The organism is Microbacterium sp. Leaf179 (assembly GCF_001423785.1).
Lineage (GTDB): Bacteria > Actinomycetota > Actinomycetes > Actinomycetales > Microbacteriaceae > Microbacterium.
Genome location: NZ_LMPH01000004.1, coordinates 319,652 through 336,326, shown reverse-complemented (window position 1 = coordinate 336,326; position 16,675 = coordinate 319,652). Strand labels below are relative to the sequence as shown.

At 71.1% G+C, this 16,675-nt stretch carries 14 protein-coding genes, 1 tRNA gene and 1 pseudogene; 13 read left to right on the top strand and 3 right to left on the bottom strand.

Annotated elements, in window-relative coordinates:
* Together ASF96_RS17075 and ASF96_RS14960 are read right to left on the bottom strand one after the other, a co-directional pair.
* Positions 1-552 (bottom strand): annotated as a pseudogene (locus tag ASF96_RS17075) (Ig-like domain-containing protein); the annotation flags it as partial.
* A gap of 494 nt (positions 553-1,046) precedes the next feature.
* Complete coding sequence (locus ASF96_RS14960; protein WP_055940394.1) at positions 1,047-1,745, bottom strand: trimeric intracellular cation channel family protein; 699 nt, start codon at positions 1,743-1,745, stop codon at positions 1,047-1,049.
* A gap of 328 nt (positions 1,746-2,073) precedes the next feature.
* On the opposite strand from ASF96_RS14960, the gene recO reads away from it, so the two are divergent.
* The 12 genes from recO (at position 2,074) to ASF96_RS14900 (ending at position 15,001) form a co-directional block, all read left to right on the top strand.
* Positions 2,074-2,802 (top strand): DNA repair protein RecO, encoded by a 729-nt coding sequence (recO, locus tag ASF96_RS14955; RefSeq protein WP_055837054.1) that lies wholly within the window; start codon positions 2,074-2,076, stop codon positions 2,800-2,802.
* Positions 2,799-3,602: an isoprenyl transferase gene (locus ASF96_RS14950; RefSeq protein ID WP_055837057.1), complete on the top strand. Its 804-nt coding sequence runs from the start codon at positions 2,799-2,801 to the stop codon at positions 3,600-3,602. Before recO ends, ASF96_RS14950 begins: the two co-directional genes overlap by 4 nt.
* Before the next feature lie 57 nt (positions 3,603-3,659).
* On the top strand, positions 3,660-4,343 hold the full coding sequence (locus ASF96_RS14945) for a DsbA family oxidoreductase (protein ID WP_055837060.1): 684 nt from the start codon (positions 3,660-3,662) through the stop codon (positions 4,341-4,343).
* A gap of 80 nt (positions 4,344-4,423) precedes the next feature.
* Entirely contained in the window at positions 4,424-5,590 is a 1,167-nt protein-coding gene (gene dusB, locus ASF96_RS14940) for a tRNA dihydrouridine synthase DusB (RefSeq protein ID WP_055940391.1), read from the top strand.
* A 1-nt stretch (position 5,591) separates the two neighbouring features.
* Complete coding sequence (locus ASF96_RS14935) at positions 5,592-6,914, top strand: deoxyguanosinetriphosphate triphosphohydrolase (RefSeq protein WP_156458893.1); 1,323 nt, start codon at positions 5,592-5,594, stop codon at positions 6,912-6,914.
* The gene (gene dnaG, locus ASF96_RS14930; RefSeq protein ID WP_055837070.1) at positions 6,914-8,767 is read left to right on the top strand and encodes a DNA primase; all 1,854 of its coding nucleotides are present in this window, start codon (positions 6,914-6,916) and stop codon (positions 8,765-8,767) included. Before ASF96_RS14935 ends, dnaG begins: the two co-directional genes overlap by 1 nt.
* A 46-nt stretch (positions 8,768-8,813) precedes the next feature.
* Entirely contained in the window at positions 8,814-9,587 is a 774-nt protein-coding gene (locus ASF96_RS14925; RefSeq protein WP_055837073.1) for an ATP-binding cassette domain-containing protein, read from the top strand.
* Positions 9,588-9,649: 62 nt separating this feature from the next.
* Positions 9,650-9,722 (top strand) — tRNA-Asn (locus ASF96_RS14920).
* A 209-nt stretch (positions 9,723-9,931) separates the two neighbouring features.
* On the top strand, positions 9,932-12,277 hold the full coding sequence (locus ASF96_RS14915; protein WP_055940388.1) for an acyltransferase family protein: 2,346 nt from the start codon (positions 9,932-9,934) through the stop codon (positions 12,275-12,277).
* 37 nt (positions 12,278-12,314) lie between these two features.
* Positions 12,315-13,244, top strand: coding sequence for a glutaminase A (gene glsA / locus ASF96_RS14910; RefSeq protein WP_055940383.1), 930 nt, complete (start codon positions 12,315-12,317; stop codon positions 13,242-13,244).
* A gap of 78 nt (positions 13,245-13,322) precedes the next feature.
* Positions 13,323-13,697, top strand: a complete 375-nt coding sequence (locus ASF96_RS14905) for a hypothetical protein (protein ID WP_055837084.1) — start codon at positions 13,323-13,325, stop codon at positions 13,695-13,697.
* The gene (locus ASF96_RS14900) at positions 13,697-15,001 is read left to right on the top strand and encodes a glutathionylspermidine synthase family protein (protein ID WP_055940380.1); all 1,305 of its coding nucleotides are present in this window, start codon (positions 13,697-13,699) and stop codon (positions 14,999-15,001) included. The genes ASF96_RS14905 and ASF96_RS14900 overlap by 1 nt, the downstream gene beginning before the upstream one ends.
* Positions 15,002-15,016: 15 nt before the next feature.
* Here ASF96_RS14900 and def read toward each other — a convergent pair whose 3' ends face one another.
* Positions 15,017-15,583, bottom strand: a complete 567-nt coding sequence (gene def / locus ASF96_RS14895; RefSeq protein ID WP_082509726.1) for a peptide deformylase — start codon at positions 15,581-15,583, stop codon at positions 15,017-15,019.
* A 41-nt stretch (positions 15,584-15,624) separates the two neighbouring features.
* Here def and ASF96_RS14890 point away from each other — a divergent pair, with 41 nt between their 5' ends.
* Positions 15,625-16,587 carry a DMT family transporter gene (locus ASF96_RS14890; protein ID WP_181015958.1) on the top strand — a complete coding sequence of 321 codons (963 nt, stop codon included), beginning with the start codon at positions 15,625-15,627 and terminating at the stop codon, positions 16,585-16,587.
* Positions 16,588-16,675: the final 88 nt, after the last annotated feature.

Here is a 16,675-nt window from a genome sequence, read left to right as displayed (position 1 = left end):
CGCATCAACAACCGGAGACGGAAACACCAACTCCGACTGCGCCAACACCGACGAATACCCGAGCCCCGCCACAACCACATTCGACCCCAACACCGAGAACGACCCGGACGTCGTATCGGATCCCGACACTGCCGTCACCGTCACCGTCGATCCGGGCTTGGCCCACGGAGTACCCAGATCCATCTGCGTCACCGCCGTGCCGGAACCATCTGTCGTCGCCGACACCGGAGTGAACGACGTCCCCGTCGCCCCCGTGAACGTCACCGCGGTCCCCGCGTTCGGCTGACCCGATGAGTTCTTCACCACCGCCGTCACCGGCACCGCCCCCGACGCCGGCACCCGCCCGTTCGGAGCCGACACGCTCAACGAACCCCCCGACACCGCGGCAAACGCCGGCGCCGCCGCCAGCAACGTCACCGCTGGCACCGACCACGCTGCCCCCGCCACCAACGTGCGGCGACTCAGATGGCCCTCGCCCGCATCACTACTCCCCACGGCGGGTGTGAACGCGACGCGCTCGAAACGGGAGCCGGAATCTTTGCTGCGGGCCATGACGAGCCTCTTTCTCTCTACTCTCGCCCGCCAAGACGGGACGACGGCACATTCGGAGAGGCGTACACCTCCCGACGGAACCATCGCCACCCCGAAGCACCACCCCGACCCACCCGGTCGGCCTCGGCGGTGGGTGAAATCACTCCGATCTCACAACCTCAACCGCCGCTACGACGGGTCGTAGCGGCGGTGGGATTCGAGCACTTCACCAGATCTTTCACCCGCGGTCGGCTACGACCCGTGCCAGCGAGATGTGCTGTTCGGGAACGTTGCTCCATGTGTGATGCGATCGACGGGTGAGGACCTTCCGTTCGAGAGTGGAACCGTCTCGGGGTCAATCGTCTGCCCCGTTCATGGCATTTATACATGTTCACATTAGCAGGTCTGCCGGACACAGCTGTCACGACAGAATTACGCGTTCCGTACCCGTCAGTCAGGCAGACCTCGGACCCGCGGTGATCTCATCCACCCCTCCCTCGTCGCCCTCAGGAGTCTCAGTCGTCGCCCCGGATGATCGGGATGCCGGTGGTCTCGACCGCGACCTTGCGGCGGTAGAGCTTGCGCTGCTCCGGGAGCGAGAGGTCGAAGAGCACCGCCAGCACGCGGATCACGGTCGTCACGACGACGCCGATCACCGCGGCGAGGGGCAGGGGCACGCCGAAGGCGGCCGTGACGGCGAGCACCGCGCAGCCGCCACCCGCGGCGACGGCGTAGAGCGACCCCACGTGCATGATCGCCACCGGCAGGCCCATCAGCACGTCGCGCAGCACGCTGCCGCCCGCGGCGGCGACCACACCGACGAAGATCGCGGGCACGGCGGGCATGCCCAGGGCGAGCGCCTTCGACGTGCCGAACGCGCCGAACAGACCGATCACGACCGCGTCGAGCATGACGATCGCGCGGTTGAGGCGTTGGAAGATCCCCGACAGCAGCATGCCGACGATCGACGCCAACGTCGCGGTGATGAGATACCAGTTGCTCTGCAGGGTCGCGGGCGTCAGCCCCAGCAGCAGGTCGCGGATCAGACCGCCGCCCATCCCCAGCAGGATGCCGATGATCGCGACGCCGAGCAGATCGAGGCGCCGCTGCCCCTGGAAGCCCGACGCGAACAGCGCCCCCTGCACGCCGCCCAGGGCGACGGCGGTGAGATCCGCCCACAGGGGGATGACGAAGACCGAGTTCACGGCATCCATTCTCCCCCCTTCGGTCTTGCCGCCCGAGGGGGTGGTCCATCTGTCGGACCGGTGGGGCTGGTGACGCCTCCCGGGGCGCGTGGGCCACTGCAGCGTGGGGCGGTCCGACAGACGGACCACTCGGCGCTGCGGATGGGCTCGCGCTCGGCCGGTCTCGCCGCCCGCGGGGGTGGTCCATCTGTCGGATCGGTGGGGCTGGTGACGCCTCCCGGGGCGTGTGGGCCACTGCAGCGTGGGGCGGTCAGACAGATGGACCATTCCACGCCGCAGACCCGGCCGCGCGCGCGCCGCGCAGGCCTCTGACGGGATCGCCGAACGATAATGGACTGTGCCCACCTACCGCGATGAAGTCGTGGTCCTGCGTACCCAGAAGTTGGGGGAGGCGGATCGCATCCTCACCCTGCTCAGCCGCCGCAACGGCAAGATCCGCGCGGTGGCGAAGGGCGTGCGGCGCACCTCGTCGCGGTTCGGCTCGCGCCTCGAGCCCTTCATGGTGGCCGACGTGCAGTTGGCGACCGGCCGCAATCTCGACATCGTGCAGCAGGCCGAGTCGCTCGGCTCGTACGGTGCCGACATCGTCGCCGACTACGACAGCTACACCACCGCCAGCGCGATGGTCGAGACCGCCGATCGGTTGAACGAGGCCGAGGCGACCCCGCAGCAGTACCTACTGCTCGTGGGTGGGCTGCGCTCGCTCGCCCGCAGCGACCACGCGGCACGGAGCGTGCTGGATTCGTACCTGCTGCGGGCCATGGCGCTGTCGGGCTGGGCACCCGGACTCGGTGAGTGCGCGCGCTGCGGCACCGTCGGCGAGCACGACTACTTCCTTCCCCAGCTCGGCGGCGTCATCTGTTCGACGTGCGCGCCGGCCGGCTCTCCTCGGGTCGCGCGCGACACAGTCGATCTGCTGCGCTCGCTCATGGCGGGGGAGTGGGATGCCGTCGACGCCGCCGCCGGGCGCACCACCGCCGCCGCGTCGGGGCTCGTCGCCGCCTACGCCCAGTTCCACCTCGAACGGGGCATCCGTTCCCTCTCGCACCTGGAGGCGCATCCGTGACCCCGAAGCCCTTCACCCACCGCGACGCCGTGCCGTACCGTCCCCTCGACTGGACGGAGCAATATCCGCCGGCCTACCCGAAGGGCGCGGTGCCGGAGCACGTCGCCATCGTCATGGACGGCAATGGCCGCTGGGCGAACCGGCAGGGTCTCACCCGCGTCGAGGGCCACCGGGCGGGCGAAGCGGCGCTGCTCGACGTCGTCGCCGGCGCGATCCAGGCCGGGGTGAAGCACCTGTCGGTGTACGCCTTCTCGACCGAGAACTGGTCGCGCTCTCCGGACGAGGTGCGCTTTCTCATGGGCTTCAACCGCGAGGTGCTGCACCGCCGTCGCGATCAGCTCAACGAGTGGGGGGTGCGCATCCGCTGGTCGGGCCGCAAGCCGCGCTTGTGGGGCTCGGTCATCAAGGAGCTGCAGCACGCCGAACGCCTCACCGAGGGCAACTCCACGCTGACGCTCACCATGTGCGTGAACTACGGCGGGCGCGTCGAGATCGTGGATGCCATGCGGCGCATCGGCGACGACATCGCCGCAGGCCGGCTCAAGCCCTCGGCGGTGACCGAGAAGCTGATCCGCAAGAACCTCTACCAGCCCGACATGCCCGACGTGGATCTGTTCGTGCGATCGAGCGGCGAGCAGCGTACGTCGAACTTCTTGCTGTGGGAGTCGGCGTACGCCGAGATGGTCTTCCTCGACACGTTGTGGCCCGACTTCCGACGCACGCACCTGTGGGACGCGATCGGGCTCTACCTGTCGCGCGACCGTCGCTTCGGCGGCGCGATCGACACCCCCACCGCCTGATTCCGGCGAAGATGCCGCCAACGGAATAGATCACAAGCTCGAGAGGTTGCACGCGATATGACGGATGCCATCAAGATCGACGTGTGGAGTGACATCGCCTGCCCCTGGTGCTACATCGGCAAGCGCAACCTCGAGAACGGGTTGGCCGCGACCGCCGCCGATGACGACGCCCCCGTTGTCGAGATCGAGTACCACTCGTTCGAGCTCTCGCCCGACACCCCCGAGGACTTCGACGGCGGCGAGGTCGACTACCTCTCGCAGCACAAGGGAATCTCGCCCGAGTCCGCGCGCGAGATGCTCGACCGCGTCACCGGCGTCGCCGCCGACGCGGGGCTGACCTACCGCTTCGACATCCTCAAGCACACCAACACGGTGAAGGCGCACGAGCTCCTGCACTTCGCGAAAGAGAACGGGCGTCAGCTCGAGCTCGCCGAGCTGCTCATGTCGGCGTACTTCCTCGAGGGTCGCCACGTCGGCCGCGACGACGACCTCGTCGACCTCGCGGTCGAGGCGGGCCTCGACGCCGACGCGGCACGCGAGGCCCTGGCCTCGCAGCGCTACCGCGCGGCCGTGCGCGCCGACCAGGAGCAGGCGCAGCAGTTCGGGATCACCGGCGTGCCGTTCTTCGTCATCGACGGCAAGTACGGCGTGAGCGGTGCGCAGCCGGTCGAGGCGTTCACGCAGATCGCCCGCCAGGTCTGGGGCGAACGTCGCGAGGCGTCGGAGACCGCCGACGCGTGAGGTTCCTTCACAGCGGTGCCCGCCCCGGCGTCTGACCGGACCGGGCACCGCTGTCTCGTGAGGTCTGGGAGAATGAACGAGTGAACACGGCACTGGCTCCGACGCGGACGCTCCGCATCGGCAACATCGAACTCGACGCCCCCGTCGTGCTCGCCCCCATGGCCGGCATCACGAACACCGCGTTCCGTCGACTGTGCCGCGAGTACGGCGCCGGTCTGTACGTCAGCGAGATGATCACGACGCGTGCCCTGGTGGAGCGCAACGAGACCACCCTGCGCCTCATCCGCCACCACGAGTCCGAGACCCCCCGCTCGATCCAGCTCTACGGCGTGGATCCCGCGACGGTCGAAGCGGCGGTGCAGATGATCGTCGACGAGGACCACGCCGACCACATCGACCTCAACTTCGGCTGCCCGGTCCCCAAGGTCACCCGGCGCGGCGGAGGAGCGGCCTTGCCGTGGAAGCTCTCGCTGTTCCGTGAGATCGTCGAGCGCGCCGTGCGCGCCGCCGGTGACAAGCCGCTCACGATCAAGATGCGCAAGGGCATCGACCCCGACCACCTCACCTACCTCGAGGCCGGACGCATCGCCGAGGGCGCGGGAGTGGCATCCATCGCCCTGCACGCCCGCACGGCATCGGAGTTCTACTCGGGTCACGCCGACTGGAACGCGATCACCACGCTCAAAGAGACCGTGACCGGCGTGCCCGTCCTGGGCAACGGAGACATCTGGTCGGCCGAGGACGCGGTGCGCATGATGGCCGAGACCGGGTGCGACGGCGTCGTCGTCGGCCGCGGCTGCCTCGGGCGTCCCTGGTTGTTCGGCGATCTCGCGCGGGCCCTCGGCGGCCCCGACGCCGCCCACGGCGCCCCCGTCGACGCCACCCTCGGGTTCGTCGCGCGCGCCTTCCGCCGTCACGCCGAGCTGCTCGTGGAGTTCTTCGACGACGAGGGGCGCGGATGCCGTGACATCCGCAAGCACGTCGCCTGGTACTTCAAGGGCTACCCCGTCGGCGGCGAGCTGCGAGCCAGCCTCGCGACGGCCTCGACCCTCGACGAGATCGACGAGCTGCTGGCGACGATGGAGCTCGACGCGCCGTACCCCGGCGCCCCGGCCGAGGGTCAGCGCGGGCGGGCGGGCACGCCCAAGCGCCCGGCCCTGCCCGACGGATGGCTCGACTCCCGCGAGATCGGCGACGCCGCCGGCCGCGCCCTCGCCGACGCCGAACTGGACCACAGCGGTGGCTGAGCTGAGCACGGCGACCGCTCGTCCGCTCGGCTACGTCGACGCCGACGCCGCCCGCTTCCACGTCGAGAAGCACCGTTCGCAGCGCGACGACTTCGCCCGAGATCGCGCGCGCGTGCTGCACTCCGCCGCCCTGCGGCGCCTCGCGGCGAAGACGCAGGTGCTGAGCCCCGCCAGCCCCGCCGACTTCGCCCGCAACCGGCTCACGCACTCGCTCGAGGTCGCGCAGGTGGGCCGCGAGCTGGCGACGGCCCTGCAGCTGTCGCCCGACGTCGTCGACACGGCCTGCCTCAGTCACGACCTCGGTCACCCGCCCTTCGGCCACAACGGCGAACGCGCCCTCAACGACTGGGCGGCCGACATCGGCGGCTTCGAGGGCAACGCGCAGACGCTGCGGATCCTCACGCGCCTGGAGCCCAAGACCTTCGGCGCCGACGGCGAGCCGTTCGGGCTCAACCTGACGCGTGCGAGCCTCGACGCGACCTGCAAGTACCCCTGGACGGTCGACGAACCCGTCCCCGATCCGGGCGGGCGGCTCAAGTTCGGCGTCTACCCCGACGACGAGCCCGTCTTCCACTGGATGCGTGGGGGAGCGCCCGCGCGCCAGCGCTGCATCGAGGCCGAGGTCATGGACCTCTCCGACGACATCGCGTACTCGGTGCACGACTTCGAAGACGCGATGGTCAACCGCTACATCGACCCCGCCCGCCTGGCATCCAGGGTCGGCCGTGACGGTCTGCTCGACGCGATCCAGCGGTGGGTCGGCTACGACTTCGTGCGCGACGACCTCGCCGAGGGGCTCGAGCGACTCATGTCGATGCCCGAGTGGATCCCCTCGTTCGACGGCACACGCCCCGCCCTCGCTCGCCTGAAGAACCTCACCTCCGACCTCATCGGCCGCTTCGCGCGCGCGGCGACCGCGGCGACGCGCGAGGCCTACCCGGCCGACGAGCTCACCCGCTACCGCGCCCACGTGATCGTCCCGGCCGAGGTCGAGACCGAGATGGCCGTGCTGAAGGGCATCATCGGGGCCACCGTCGTGTCGATCGACGGCCGAAAGGTGCTCTACCGCGAGCAGCGCCACGTGCTGAAGCGCCTGGCATCCGCCCTCTGGGAGAACCCCGGCGCGCTCGACGCCCTGCACGCCCCCGACTTCGAGGCGGCCGCCGACGACACCGCGCGTCGCCGGGTGGTCGTCGACCAGGTCGCGAGCCTCACCGACCAGCTCGCGATCGCCTGGCACAACCGCCTGGTGGGCGACGTCGATGCCGCCGAGCTGGGCGTGTGGGCGCCGGGCACCCGCGCACCCCGCGGAGCGGATGCCTGATGGCGCGCATCCGCCAGTCCGACATCGACGAGGTCAAGGGGCGGGTCAACATCGCCGACGTCGTCGGTGAACGCGTCGCCCTGAAGTCCGCGGGCGTCGGGTCGATGAAGGGCCTGTGCCCGTTCCACGACGAGCGCAGCCCCAGCTTCCACGTGCGGCCGCAGGTGGGCTACTACCACTGCTTCGGATGCGGCGAGTCGGGCGACGTCTACTCGTTCCTGCGCGCGATGGACCACGTCTCATTCACCGAGGCCGTCGAGCGCATGGCGGCGCGCGTCGGCTACACGCTGCACTACGAAGACGGCGGCGGGCCGGCTCCCGAGACGACCGGGCGGTCGCGCCTGTACGCGGCCAATGCCGCCGCCGCCGAGTACTTCCGCGCCCAGCTCATGACGCCCGAGGCCGAGACCGGGCGCCGCTTCCTCGGCGACCGCGGGTTCGACGCGGGGGCCGCCGCGCACTTCGGCGTGGGGTACGCGCCCAAGGGCTGGTCGCACCTCATGGACCACCTGCTCGCCCAGAAGTTCACGCGCGATGAGCTGTTGCAATCCGGACTCGTGTCGCAGGGGCAGCGTGGCGTGTACGACCGTTTCCGCGGCCGGCTGGTGTGGCCGATCCGCGACATCACCGGTCAGGTCATCGGGTTCGGGGCGCGCAAGCTCTACGACGACGACCAGGGCCCGAAGTACCTCAACACCCCCGAGACGCCCGTCTACAAGAAGGCCCAGGTGCTGTACGGCCTCGACCTGGCCAAGCGCGACATCTCGCGCTCGCACCGCGTGGTCGTCGTCGAGGGCTACACCGACGTGATGGCCTGCCACCTCGCGGGCATCACCACCGCGATCGCCTCGTGCGGCACGGCCTTCGGCAGCGACCACATCACGGTGCTCCGCCGCGTCATGGGAGACGACAGCGCCTCGGGCGAGGTGGTGTTCACCTTCGACCCGGATGCCGCGGGGCAGAAGGCGGCGCTGCGCGCCTTCGCCGACGAGAAGCGTTTCGCCGCCCAGACGTACGTGGCCGTGGCCCCCGAGGGCCTCGATCCGTGCGACCTGCGCCTGCAGCGCGGCGACGGTGCCGTGCGCGCGCTCATGGAGAACAAGGCGCCGATGTTCGAGTTCGTCATCGACCAGCGGCTCAAGGACTTCGACCTGTCGAGCGTCGAGGGGCGCGCCGGTGCCCTGCGCGCCGCGGCCCCGATCGTGGCAGACATCCGCGACCCGGCGCTGCGCCCCGGCTACGTCCGCGTGCTCGCCCGACGCCTCGGCCTCGACCTGCCCGAGGTCGGGAGCGCCGTCGAACGTGCCGCGCGCGGCGCGGACCGTGCCGAGAAGCGTGATACGCAGCGCGGGGGAGCGGGCGAGACGGAGCGCCCCGTGATCGCGCAGTCGGTGAGCCTGGCTTCGCTGCCCAACACGCGTGACGTCGCCCTCGAACGCGGCGCGATGATGGCCTTCCTGCAGTACGGGCATCGCATCGAGCCCGACCTGTTCCTGCGCGCCCTGCAGTCGCCGTTCGGACACCCCGCCCTCGAGGCCGTGCGCAGCTCGCTGGCCGCCACCGATCTGTCGCAGCCCGGGTGGGCCGTGGCCGCCGTCGAGGCGGTGCGCGAGCCTTTCCGCACCCTGGCCGCCGAGCTGTTGACGGCCGAGTTCCCGGCCCGCACCGAAGACGGCGCGGTCGCCTCGGCCAACGACCTGGCGCGAGGACTCCTCGTGCGCGAACTGGAGCGGGAGAAGAACGAGCTGCTGCGCGGCATCCAGCGGGTTCCCGCGGACTCCGAAGAGGGCCGCCGCCTGCGCATCCGACTGCGCGAACTGGACGGCGACCGCCAACGACTCGTCGCGCAGTAGGGACGCGCTGCTGGCATCGGCCCCCGCGGTGGGCGAGGATGAAGGAATGCCCCGGTCCCACGACACCGACGTCGCCCTCCGTGCCGACGACCTCTCGCTCGCTCGCAGCGGCGTCCGCGTCATCGACGGGATCACGTTCTCGTTGGGCGCGGGCCAGACCCTCGTCGTGCGCGGCGCCACGGGGTCGGGCAAGACCTCGCTGGTGTCGTTGCTCGCCGGCCATCCCGACGACGGGCTCACCGTGGTCGGGGGCGACGCCCGCGTGCACGGGATCTCGGCGCGCCGGCCCGGGCGCGCCCGCCGGGAGTGGACGTTCCACACCGGCTACCTGCCGCAGGGCGCCGGCGCGGGGCTCCCGTCGCGCCTGACCGTGCAGGACGTCATCGCCGAGCCGATCACGAGCCGCGATCGCAAGGTCAACACCCGGGCGCTGGCGGTGCGCGTCGCGACTCTGCTCGACGAGATGGAGCTCCCGCTCGGCACGGCTCCGAAGTATCCGTACGAGCTGAGCGCGGGGATGCGGCAGCGCGTGGCGCTCGCCCGCGCCCTCGTGCTCGAACCGCGGCTGTTCGTCGCCGACGACCTGTACGCCAACCTCGATGTCGAGGTGCGCGCCGCCGCCCGTGCCTCGATCCTGCGCCGTCGTGACGAGCGCGGCATGGCGACACTGGTCGTCACGAACGACGCCGATGCCCCCCGCGACCTCGACGCCGACGTGCTGGTTCTGCACGCCGGGCACGCCGTCGCGTTCGGCCACAGCGTGGAGGCTCTGCAGTGGACACCCGACGGCACGCCCGAGCGACGTCTTTCGGCGGGCTGATTTTTCGCACGCCCCCGGGTGCTGTTAGTATCGTGGGGTTGCCCACCGCAAGGTGCGCATGATCCTCGGTAGCTCAATTGGCAGAGCAGTCGGCTGTTAACCGACAGGTTCTTGGTTCGAGTCCAAGCCGGGGAGCGAGAGTACCGCGTCATCTAACGTGGCTCTCACCTTAGGCCCGGGCTTCCACCCCGGGCCTTTCCTCTTTTCCGGGCGGTCATCGCGGGCCCGGGACGGGCGAGTCGCACGTCTCGCGCTCTGAACAGCGGCCACCTGTGCTCGGCGTATGGGAGCGGTTCCATTAGACTCGCTCCGGCCGTCGCTCGGCCGCCGGAGAGGACGCCGCCGTGACCGCACCCGCAGCCCCCGCGCGCCGCGATCTCCAAGGGCTCCGGGCGTTCGCCGTCGTGGCCGTGGTCGCCACGCACCTGACGGGATGGCCGCGCGGAGGCTTCGTCGGCGTCGACGTGTTCTTCGTGCTCTCGGGGTTCCTGCTCACCGGCATCGTGCTGCGCGATCTGGACGCCTCCGGCACCGTGCGCCTGTCGGCGTTCTTCGCCCGACGCCTCCGACGCCTTCTGCCCGCGGCCCTCGTCGTGCTGGCCGCCACCGTGGGCGCCGCCTTCGTGGTGTTCCCCGGAACCCGCGCCGAGAGCATCGTGGGCGACGCTCTCGCCGCGGTCGGCCTCGTCTCGAACTGGCGCTTCGCCCTCGAGGGACGCGACTACTTCTCCACCATCGCCGTCTCACCGCTGCAGCACTTCTGGTCGCTGTCGATCGAGGAGCAGTTCTCGCTGCTCTGGCCCCTCCTCGTCATGCTGCTCGTGCTGGTGCTCCCCGTCGCGCGTCGGCGGGGCACGGGGGCGCGCGTCGCGGTGGGCCTGCTGTCGAGCGCCGTGGTTCTGGCATCCGCTGCTCTCGCCTGGGTGCAGACCCCGCTCGACCCGAGCGTGGCGTACTTCTCGACCGGAACCCGCGCAGGCGAACTCGCGACCGGCGCCGTCGTCGCGACCCTCGTGCCGCTCCTGCTCCGGATGCCGAGCCCCCTGCGCGCTCTGCTCTCGTGGGCCGGGGTGGCGCTCGTCGTCGCGTCGTTCTTCGTCGTCGATCCGACGGCGCCGTTCCCCGCCCCCTGGGCCGTGATGCCCGTCGCGGGCGCGGCGCTGGTGATCGCGGGCGGCACCGGGGGAGACCCGCGTCACCGCTCCCTCTTCGCCGTCTCGAATCCGCTGGCGGTCGCGATCGGCAACGCGTCGTACTCGCTGTACCTCTGGCACCTCCCCGTCATCGTCTTCGCCGGGGCCCTGCTGGCGCCCGGGCCCGCGGCCACCGGCATCACCGTGCTGGTGATGGTCGTGCTCACCGTTGCGACCTACCTCGGCGTCGAGCAGCCGCTGCACCGCTCGCCGTGGCTGGTCCGCCCGAGCGGGGGCGCTCCGCCCGCTGAGGTCGCGGCCGCCTCGACCCCTGCCCTCGCCGAGGTCGCGGTGCCGACGCCACGGGCCGCCGCGCTCGCGTCTCGCCCCGCCGGATGGGTGCCCGGGCAGCGGTACTACCCGGGACGGCGAGCGACCGAGAGCGCGACCACCGAGGCGGTCGCTCCGGAACCGGCCCCCGCTGCAGGGATCACCCCGCCGCAGCCCGCGCCGGTGCCCACCCCGGCGCCGGCCCGAGGCTCCGGTGACTCCTGGGCCGAGTGGAGAACGCGCTTCGCCCCGCGGATCGCCCTGGCCGGCGCCACCCTGGCGATCGGGGCCGGAGCGACCGTGCTCGCGGTGTTCGTCGCGTACGGGGCGCCGGTCATCGTCGCGCCCGCCGCACCCGTCGCCGCCGCTCCGGTGGCCGACGCCGGCGCCGCCCTCGCCGCTTTGCAGAGCGAGCTCGCCGCGGCGACGACGGCGTCGAGTTGGCCCGATCTGCATCCCTCGCTCGACGAGGTGATGCGCGCCACCTCGGCCGACGATCCCGCGCACGACTGCTTCACCCCCGACGTCGCTCCCGATGCCGGCCGTTGCACGTGGGGGAACGCCGACGCTCCGCGGCACCTGTACCTGGTGGGCGATTCCAGTGCGATGGCCTACGCGCCCGCCTTCCGAGCCCTCGCCGACGCGAGCGGCGGAGCGTGGCGCGTCACGACCGTCGGAATGTACGGATGCCGTTTCACCGACGCCCTCGTCGAGAGCCGCGACCCCGCGGTGACCGCCGGGTGCGCCGGGCGCAAGTCCGACATCGCCGCGATGGTCGCGGCCGACCCCGCCGACCTGCTCGTCGTGTCGAACGCCTACACGCTCGCCCGCACGGTCGACGGGCGAGACCTCAACGCCGCGGAGCTGGCATCCGGGGTCGCGAACGAGGTCTCGGGGTGGGCGCCGGCCGGGCACACCGTGTTCCTCGCGCCTCCGCCGCACGGCGCCGACCTGGGACGCTGCTACTCCCCGCTCACGGGCCCGGCGGCGTGCCTCGCCGCCGTCGACGACGTGTGGACGCAGATGCAGGCCGCCACCGAGGCGCAGGCGGCCGCCACCGGCGAGGCGGCGATCGACGCGTTGCCGTTCTCGTGCTGGCAGGGAGTCTGCCCCGCGTTCGCCGGCGACACACCCGTGCGGTACGACGACATGCACCTGACACCGGCGTTCGCCGAGCGCCTCGCGCCGATCCTGCGCGACGAGCTCTCGGCCCGCGGACTGTACTGACGGCCCCGCGCGCTCGCTCGGCTGACAGGCTGGGGGAGTGACCTCGCCCCCCGATCCCCGCTCCCTCGACCTCGACGCGCTCCGATCGCGCCTGCTCTCGGAGCGCGGTGGCACGGTCGACGACAGCATCCCGCAGCTGGCCGACGCCGATCCCGACCTATGTGCTCTCGCCCTGGCGCTGCCCGACGGCACCGTGCGCACCAGCGCCCAGGCCGATGTGCCGTTCAGCGTGCAGTCGGCGGTCAAACCCTTCCTCTTCGCGCTCGCCCTCGTCGACACCGACGGAGAAGCCCTCGATCTCGTGGGCATCGAACCCACCGGTGAGGCCTTCGACGCGATCAAGCTCGAAAGCGGCACCGGTCGGCCGCCGAACCCCATGGTCAACGCGGGGGCGCTGCTGACGGCCTCACTCGTCGAGGGAGACGGACCCGAAGAGCGCAGCGCGCGGATCGCCCGGGGCCTCTCGGCCTTCGCCGGCCGCGACCTGCTCGTCGACGAGCAGGTCGCACACAACGAGCATCTGCTCGGCGACCGCAACCACGCCCTCGCCCACCTCATGCGGGCCGAAGGCGCGCTGCAGCCCTCGGCCGACGACGCGGTGGCCGTATACGCCCGCGCGTGCGCGACCCTCGTCGATGCCGAGACCCTCGCGGTCATGGGCGCGACCCTCGCGCTCGGCGGCGTGAACCCCTGCACCGGCGAACGCGTCGTCTCCGCACGCGTGGCCCGCGACGTCGTCTCGGTCATGGCGACCTGCGGGGTGTACGACGGGTCGGGGCGGTGGATGCGCGCGGTCGGCGTGCCCGCGAAGTCGAGCGTGTCGGGGGCGATCGTGCTGTCGGCGCCGGGGCGTCTGGGAGCCGCGGTCGTCAGTCCGCCCCTCGACGATCAGGGCACGAGCGTGCGCGGCCGCCGGGCGAGCGAGATGCTCAGCGACGACCTGCAACTGCACAGCTTTTCGGTCTGAACGCGCTTCTCCACCGACGCCGGAGGGCGCGCCCCGTGCATCCCCCCCCGATCCCCGCCTGATCTCGCAGGAGAACCGATGCCCCCCGTCGCGCGCCGCCGCGCCTCACGTAGCGTGTCCGTCGGCGTCGTCGCCGCCCTGGCCGCCACCCTCACGGGCTGCGGGCAGGGGACGAACGTCTCCGAGGACTACGCCCAGATCTGTCAGGACAACGCGACCGAGAAGCGCCTGCCCGACGACGACTGCAACAACCACGGCGGCGGGGCGCACTGGTACTTCCTGCCCCTCGGGTCGGGGAGTCGCGCGGTCCCGGCCGTCGGCCAACCCGTCTCGGGCGGCGTCGACACCCTGCCGGGCGGAAAGACCGCGGCCAAGGGCATCTCGGGCGACGGCGCGAGCGTCTCGCGCGGTGGGTTCGGCGGCTCGGGATCCGACGGAAGCCACGGCGGCTGATGCGCCGCATCGAGCTCGAGCCGCGCCCCGACTGGGAACGCACGATCAAGCAGTCCGGCCTCATCTACTCCCGCTCCCTGCGCGACGACGGCACGGCGGTCGAGTACTGGAACGACGGCGCGGCGTACGTCTTCACCCTTGCCGAGGTCGAGGAACTGGAGCGGCAGACCGAGGAGCTGCACCGCATGTGCCGCGAGGCGGCCCGCTACCTGGCATCCGGAGAACTCGGCTCGCTCGGGCTCACCCCGAAAGCGTTCGAGCTCGCGCAGTGGTCGCTCGAGCAGGACGAACCCGACGTGTACGCCCGCTTCGACCTGGCGTACGCCGGCGACGGCACCCCGGCCAAGATGCTCGAGTACAACGCCGACACCCCGACCGGACTCATCGAGGCCTCGCTCACGCAGTGGTTTTGGCTGCAGGACCGCATCAGGACCGGTGCGCTCCCCGCCGACACCGACCAGTGGAACGGCCTGCACGAAGCGCTCGTCGCGCGGTGGCGCACCCTGCTGCACCGCTCGCTGAACGAGGGCGAGGGCGGTCGCCTGTTCGTCGCGCACTCGGATGCCGACATCTACGGCGAGGACTGGGACACCGTCGCCTACATGCGCGATCTCGCCGCCGAGGCGGGGTGGGAGCACACCGGCATCGAGATGAAGGACATCGGCTGGCACCACGGCGCGCGCCAGTTCGTCGGCGTTCCCGAGGCGTGGGGCTCATCCCGCAGCATCGCCGCGCTGCCCGGCGACACCCCAGGAACCCAGTACCCCGTCATCCGCAACCTCTTCAAGCTGTACCCGTGGGAAGACCTGGTCTCGGGTGAGGATCGGGTCATCGGCGACCAGGAGTTCGGCGCCCTGCTCATCGCCGGACGCGGACTCTTCGGCCGCTGGTACGAACCGGCGTGGAAGATGTTCCTCTCGAACAAGCTGCTGCTGGTCGCGCTGTGGCGGATGTACCCCGGGCACCCGAACCTGCTGCCCGCCTACGCGGACGGCCCGAACGGCATGACCGACTTCGTGGTCAAACCCGTCTTCGGCCGCGAGGGCGACGGCATCCGGGTGCACCGCGCCGACGGCAGCGTCGCCTCGAACGGTCAGGAATACCGACGCGAAGGCACGGGGCGCGAGCGCGTGTGGCAGCAGTACCACGAGCTGCCCGACTTCCGCGGGTCGCACGGCAGCAACCACCCCGTGCTCGGGTCGTGGGTGGTCGACGACGAGGCGTACGGGGTCGGCATCCGCGAATCCGACGGACCCATCACCGACTACTACTGCCGCTTCGCCCCCAACATCATCGAGGGCTGAGACCGGCCGGATCGCTCAGGCGTCGATGTCGTCGACGCCCGGCATCCACGACACGCCGGGCTTGCCCCACTTGCGCTTCTTCGCGATCTTCGCGACGACCCGGCTGTCTTCGTCGTCGAGTCGGTCGACGTACAGGATGCCGTCGAGGTGATCGAACTCGTGCTGCAGGATGCGCGCGCGCCACCCGGTGACCTCGACGCGCACCGAATGCCCGTCGAGATCGGTCCCCGTCATCAGCGCGGCCTCGGACCGTCGCAGCGGGAAGCGCTCACCGGGGAACGACAGGCACCCCTCCGACTCGTCGTCGGGATCGGGGTACCCCGGCTCAGTCGGGCGGATCCAGAGCTCGGGGTTGATGACCACGCCGCGCCAGGGGAGTCCCTCGTCGTCCTCGTACGTGTAGGTGAAGATGCGCAGGCCCACACCCACCTGCGGCGCCGCGAGACCGACACCGGGGGCGGCGTCCATGGTCTCGAACATGTCGGCCACGAGGGTGCGCACCTCGTCGGTGATCTCGTCGACGCGGGCAGCGGGGGCGTGCAGCACGGGATCGCCCATGATGCGAATCGGGAGTACGGCCACGTCTCCAGCCTAACCAGCGGGCGGACCGTTATCGTCGAGGGGTGATCCCGCTCGATGTCTCCCTGACCGACGGTATCGACGATCTCGTCGGCATCTTCCGCGATCCGCGCATCCTTCTCGGCATCCCGCTCGCCCTTCTCGGCGCGGTGTTCATGTCGTTCGGAGCGCAGTACCAGCACCGGGGCGTGCAGAAGGTGGAGCGCCTTTCGGGCAAGACCACCGGCGGCCTCTCGCGCAAGCAGCTCACCTCGCTGCTGACGCGTCCGTCGTGGGTCGCGGGCACCGTGATGCTCGCGCTCGCCATCGTCTGCCAGCTCGGGGCGCTCTCGGTCGCGCCGCTCATCCTGGTGCAGCCGCTGGGTGCGATCGCGCTCGTCATCACGACGGTGCTGAACGCCCGGGTCTCTCACCACAAGCCCACCCGGCAGTCGCTCATCGCGATCGCCCTGTGCGTCGGCGGCATCTTCATCTTCGTGACCATCGCCGCGTTCTTCGCCACCGAGCACGTGGTCACCGAGCGCGAGCTGCTGATCATCCTCGGCATCCTGGCCGTGGTCGTCGTGGTCTTCGGTGCCTTCTGGATGCTGGTGCGCCGCCGCGCGCAGGCCCTGTTCTACATCATGGCCGCCGGCGTCATCTACGGCTTCGTGGCCACCCTCGCCAAGGTCATCATCAGCCGCATCCAGGCCGGCAACTTCGAGTGGCTCACCCTTCTCTGCGTCGTCGCCCTGGTCGCCGCCGTCGCCGTCGGCGCCTACTTCGTGCAGACCGCCTACTCGGTCGGCCCGCCCGACCTGGTCATCGCCGGACTCACCGTGATCGACCCGATCGTGGCCGTGCTGATCGGCCTGCTGGTGCTGGGCGAGGCGTCGACCGCCCCCGCGTGGGCGTTGATCGGCTTCGTCATCGCCGGCGCGATCGCCACGTGGGGCGTCATCCAGCTCACCAAGCACCACCCGCAGATCGCCGGCGACGGCAAGCCCGCCAAGCCGCGCGTGCGCTGAGCGGGATGGTGAGCCTTCGCCGGGCTGCGTCGGCGGTCTGCGCGGACGACGTCCGCCGTCGGGTCTCGATCTTGGCTCGCGCGTACTT

Excerpts from the sequence above, each read along its gene's own strand:
- ASF96_RS14960 (WP_055940394.1), bottom strand. The coding sequence starts at position 1,745 with ATGGATGCCGTGAACTCGGTCTTCGTCATCCCCCTGTGGGCGGATCTC.
- ASF96_RS14945 (WP_055837060.1), top strand. The coding sequence starts at position 3,660 with ATGACGGATGCCATCAAGATCGACGTGTGGAGTGACATCGCCTGCCCC.
- dnaG (WP_055837070.1), top strand. The coding sequence starts at position 6,914 with ATGGCGCGCATCCGCCAGTCCGACATCGACGAGGTCAAGGGGCGGGTC.
- ASF96_RS14925 (WP_055837073.1), top strand. The coding sequence starts at position 8,814 with ATGCCCCGGTCCCACGACACCGACGTCGCCCTCCGTGCCGACGACCTC.
- ASF96_RS14905 (WP_055837084.1), top strand. The coding sequence starts at position 13,323 with ATGCCCCCCGTCGCGCGCCGCCGCGCCTCACGTAGCGTGTCCGTCGGC.
- ASF96_RS14900 (WP_055940380.1), top strand. The coding sequence starts at position 13,697 with ATGCGCCGCATCGAGCTCGAGCCGCGCCCCGACTGGGAACGCACGATC.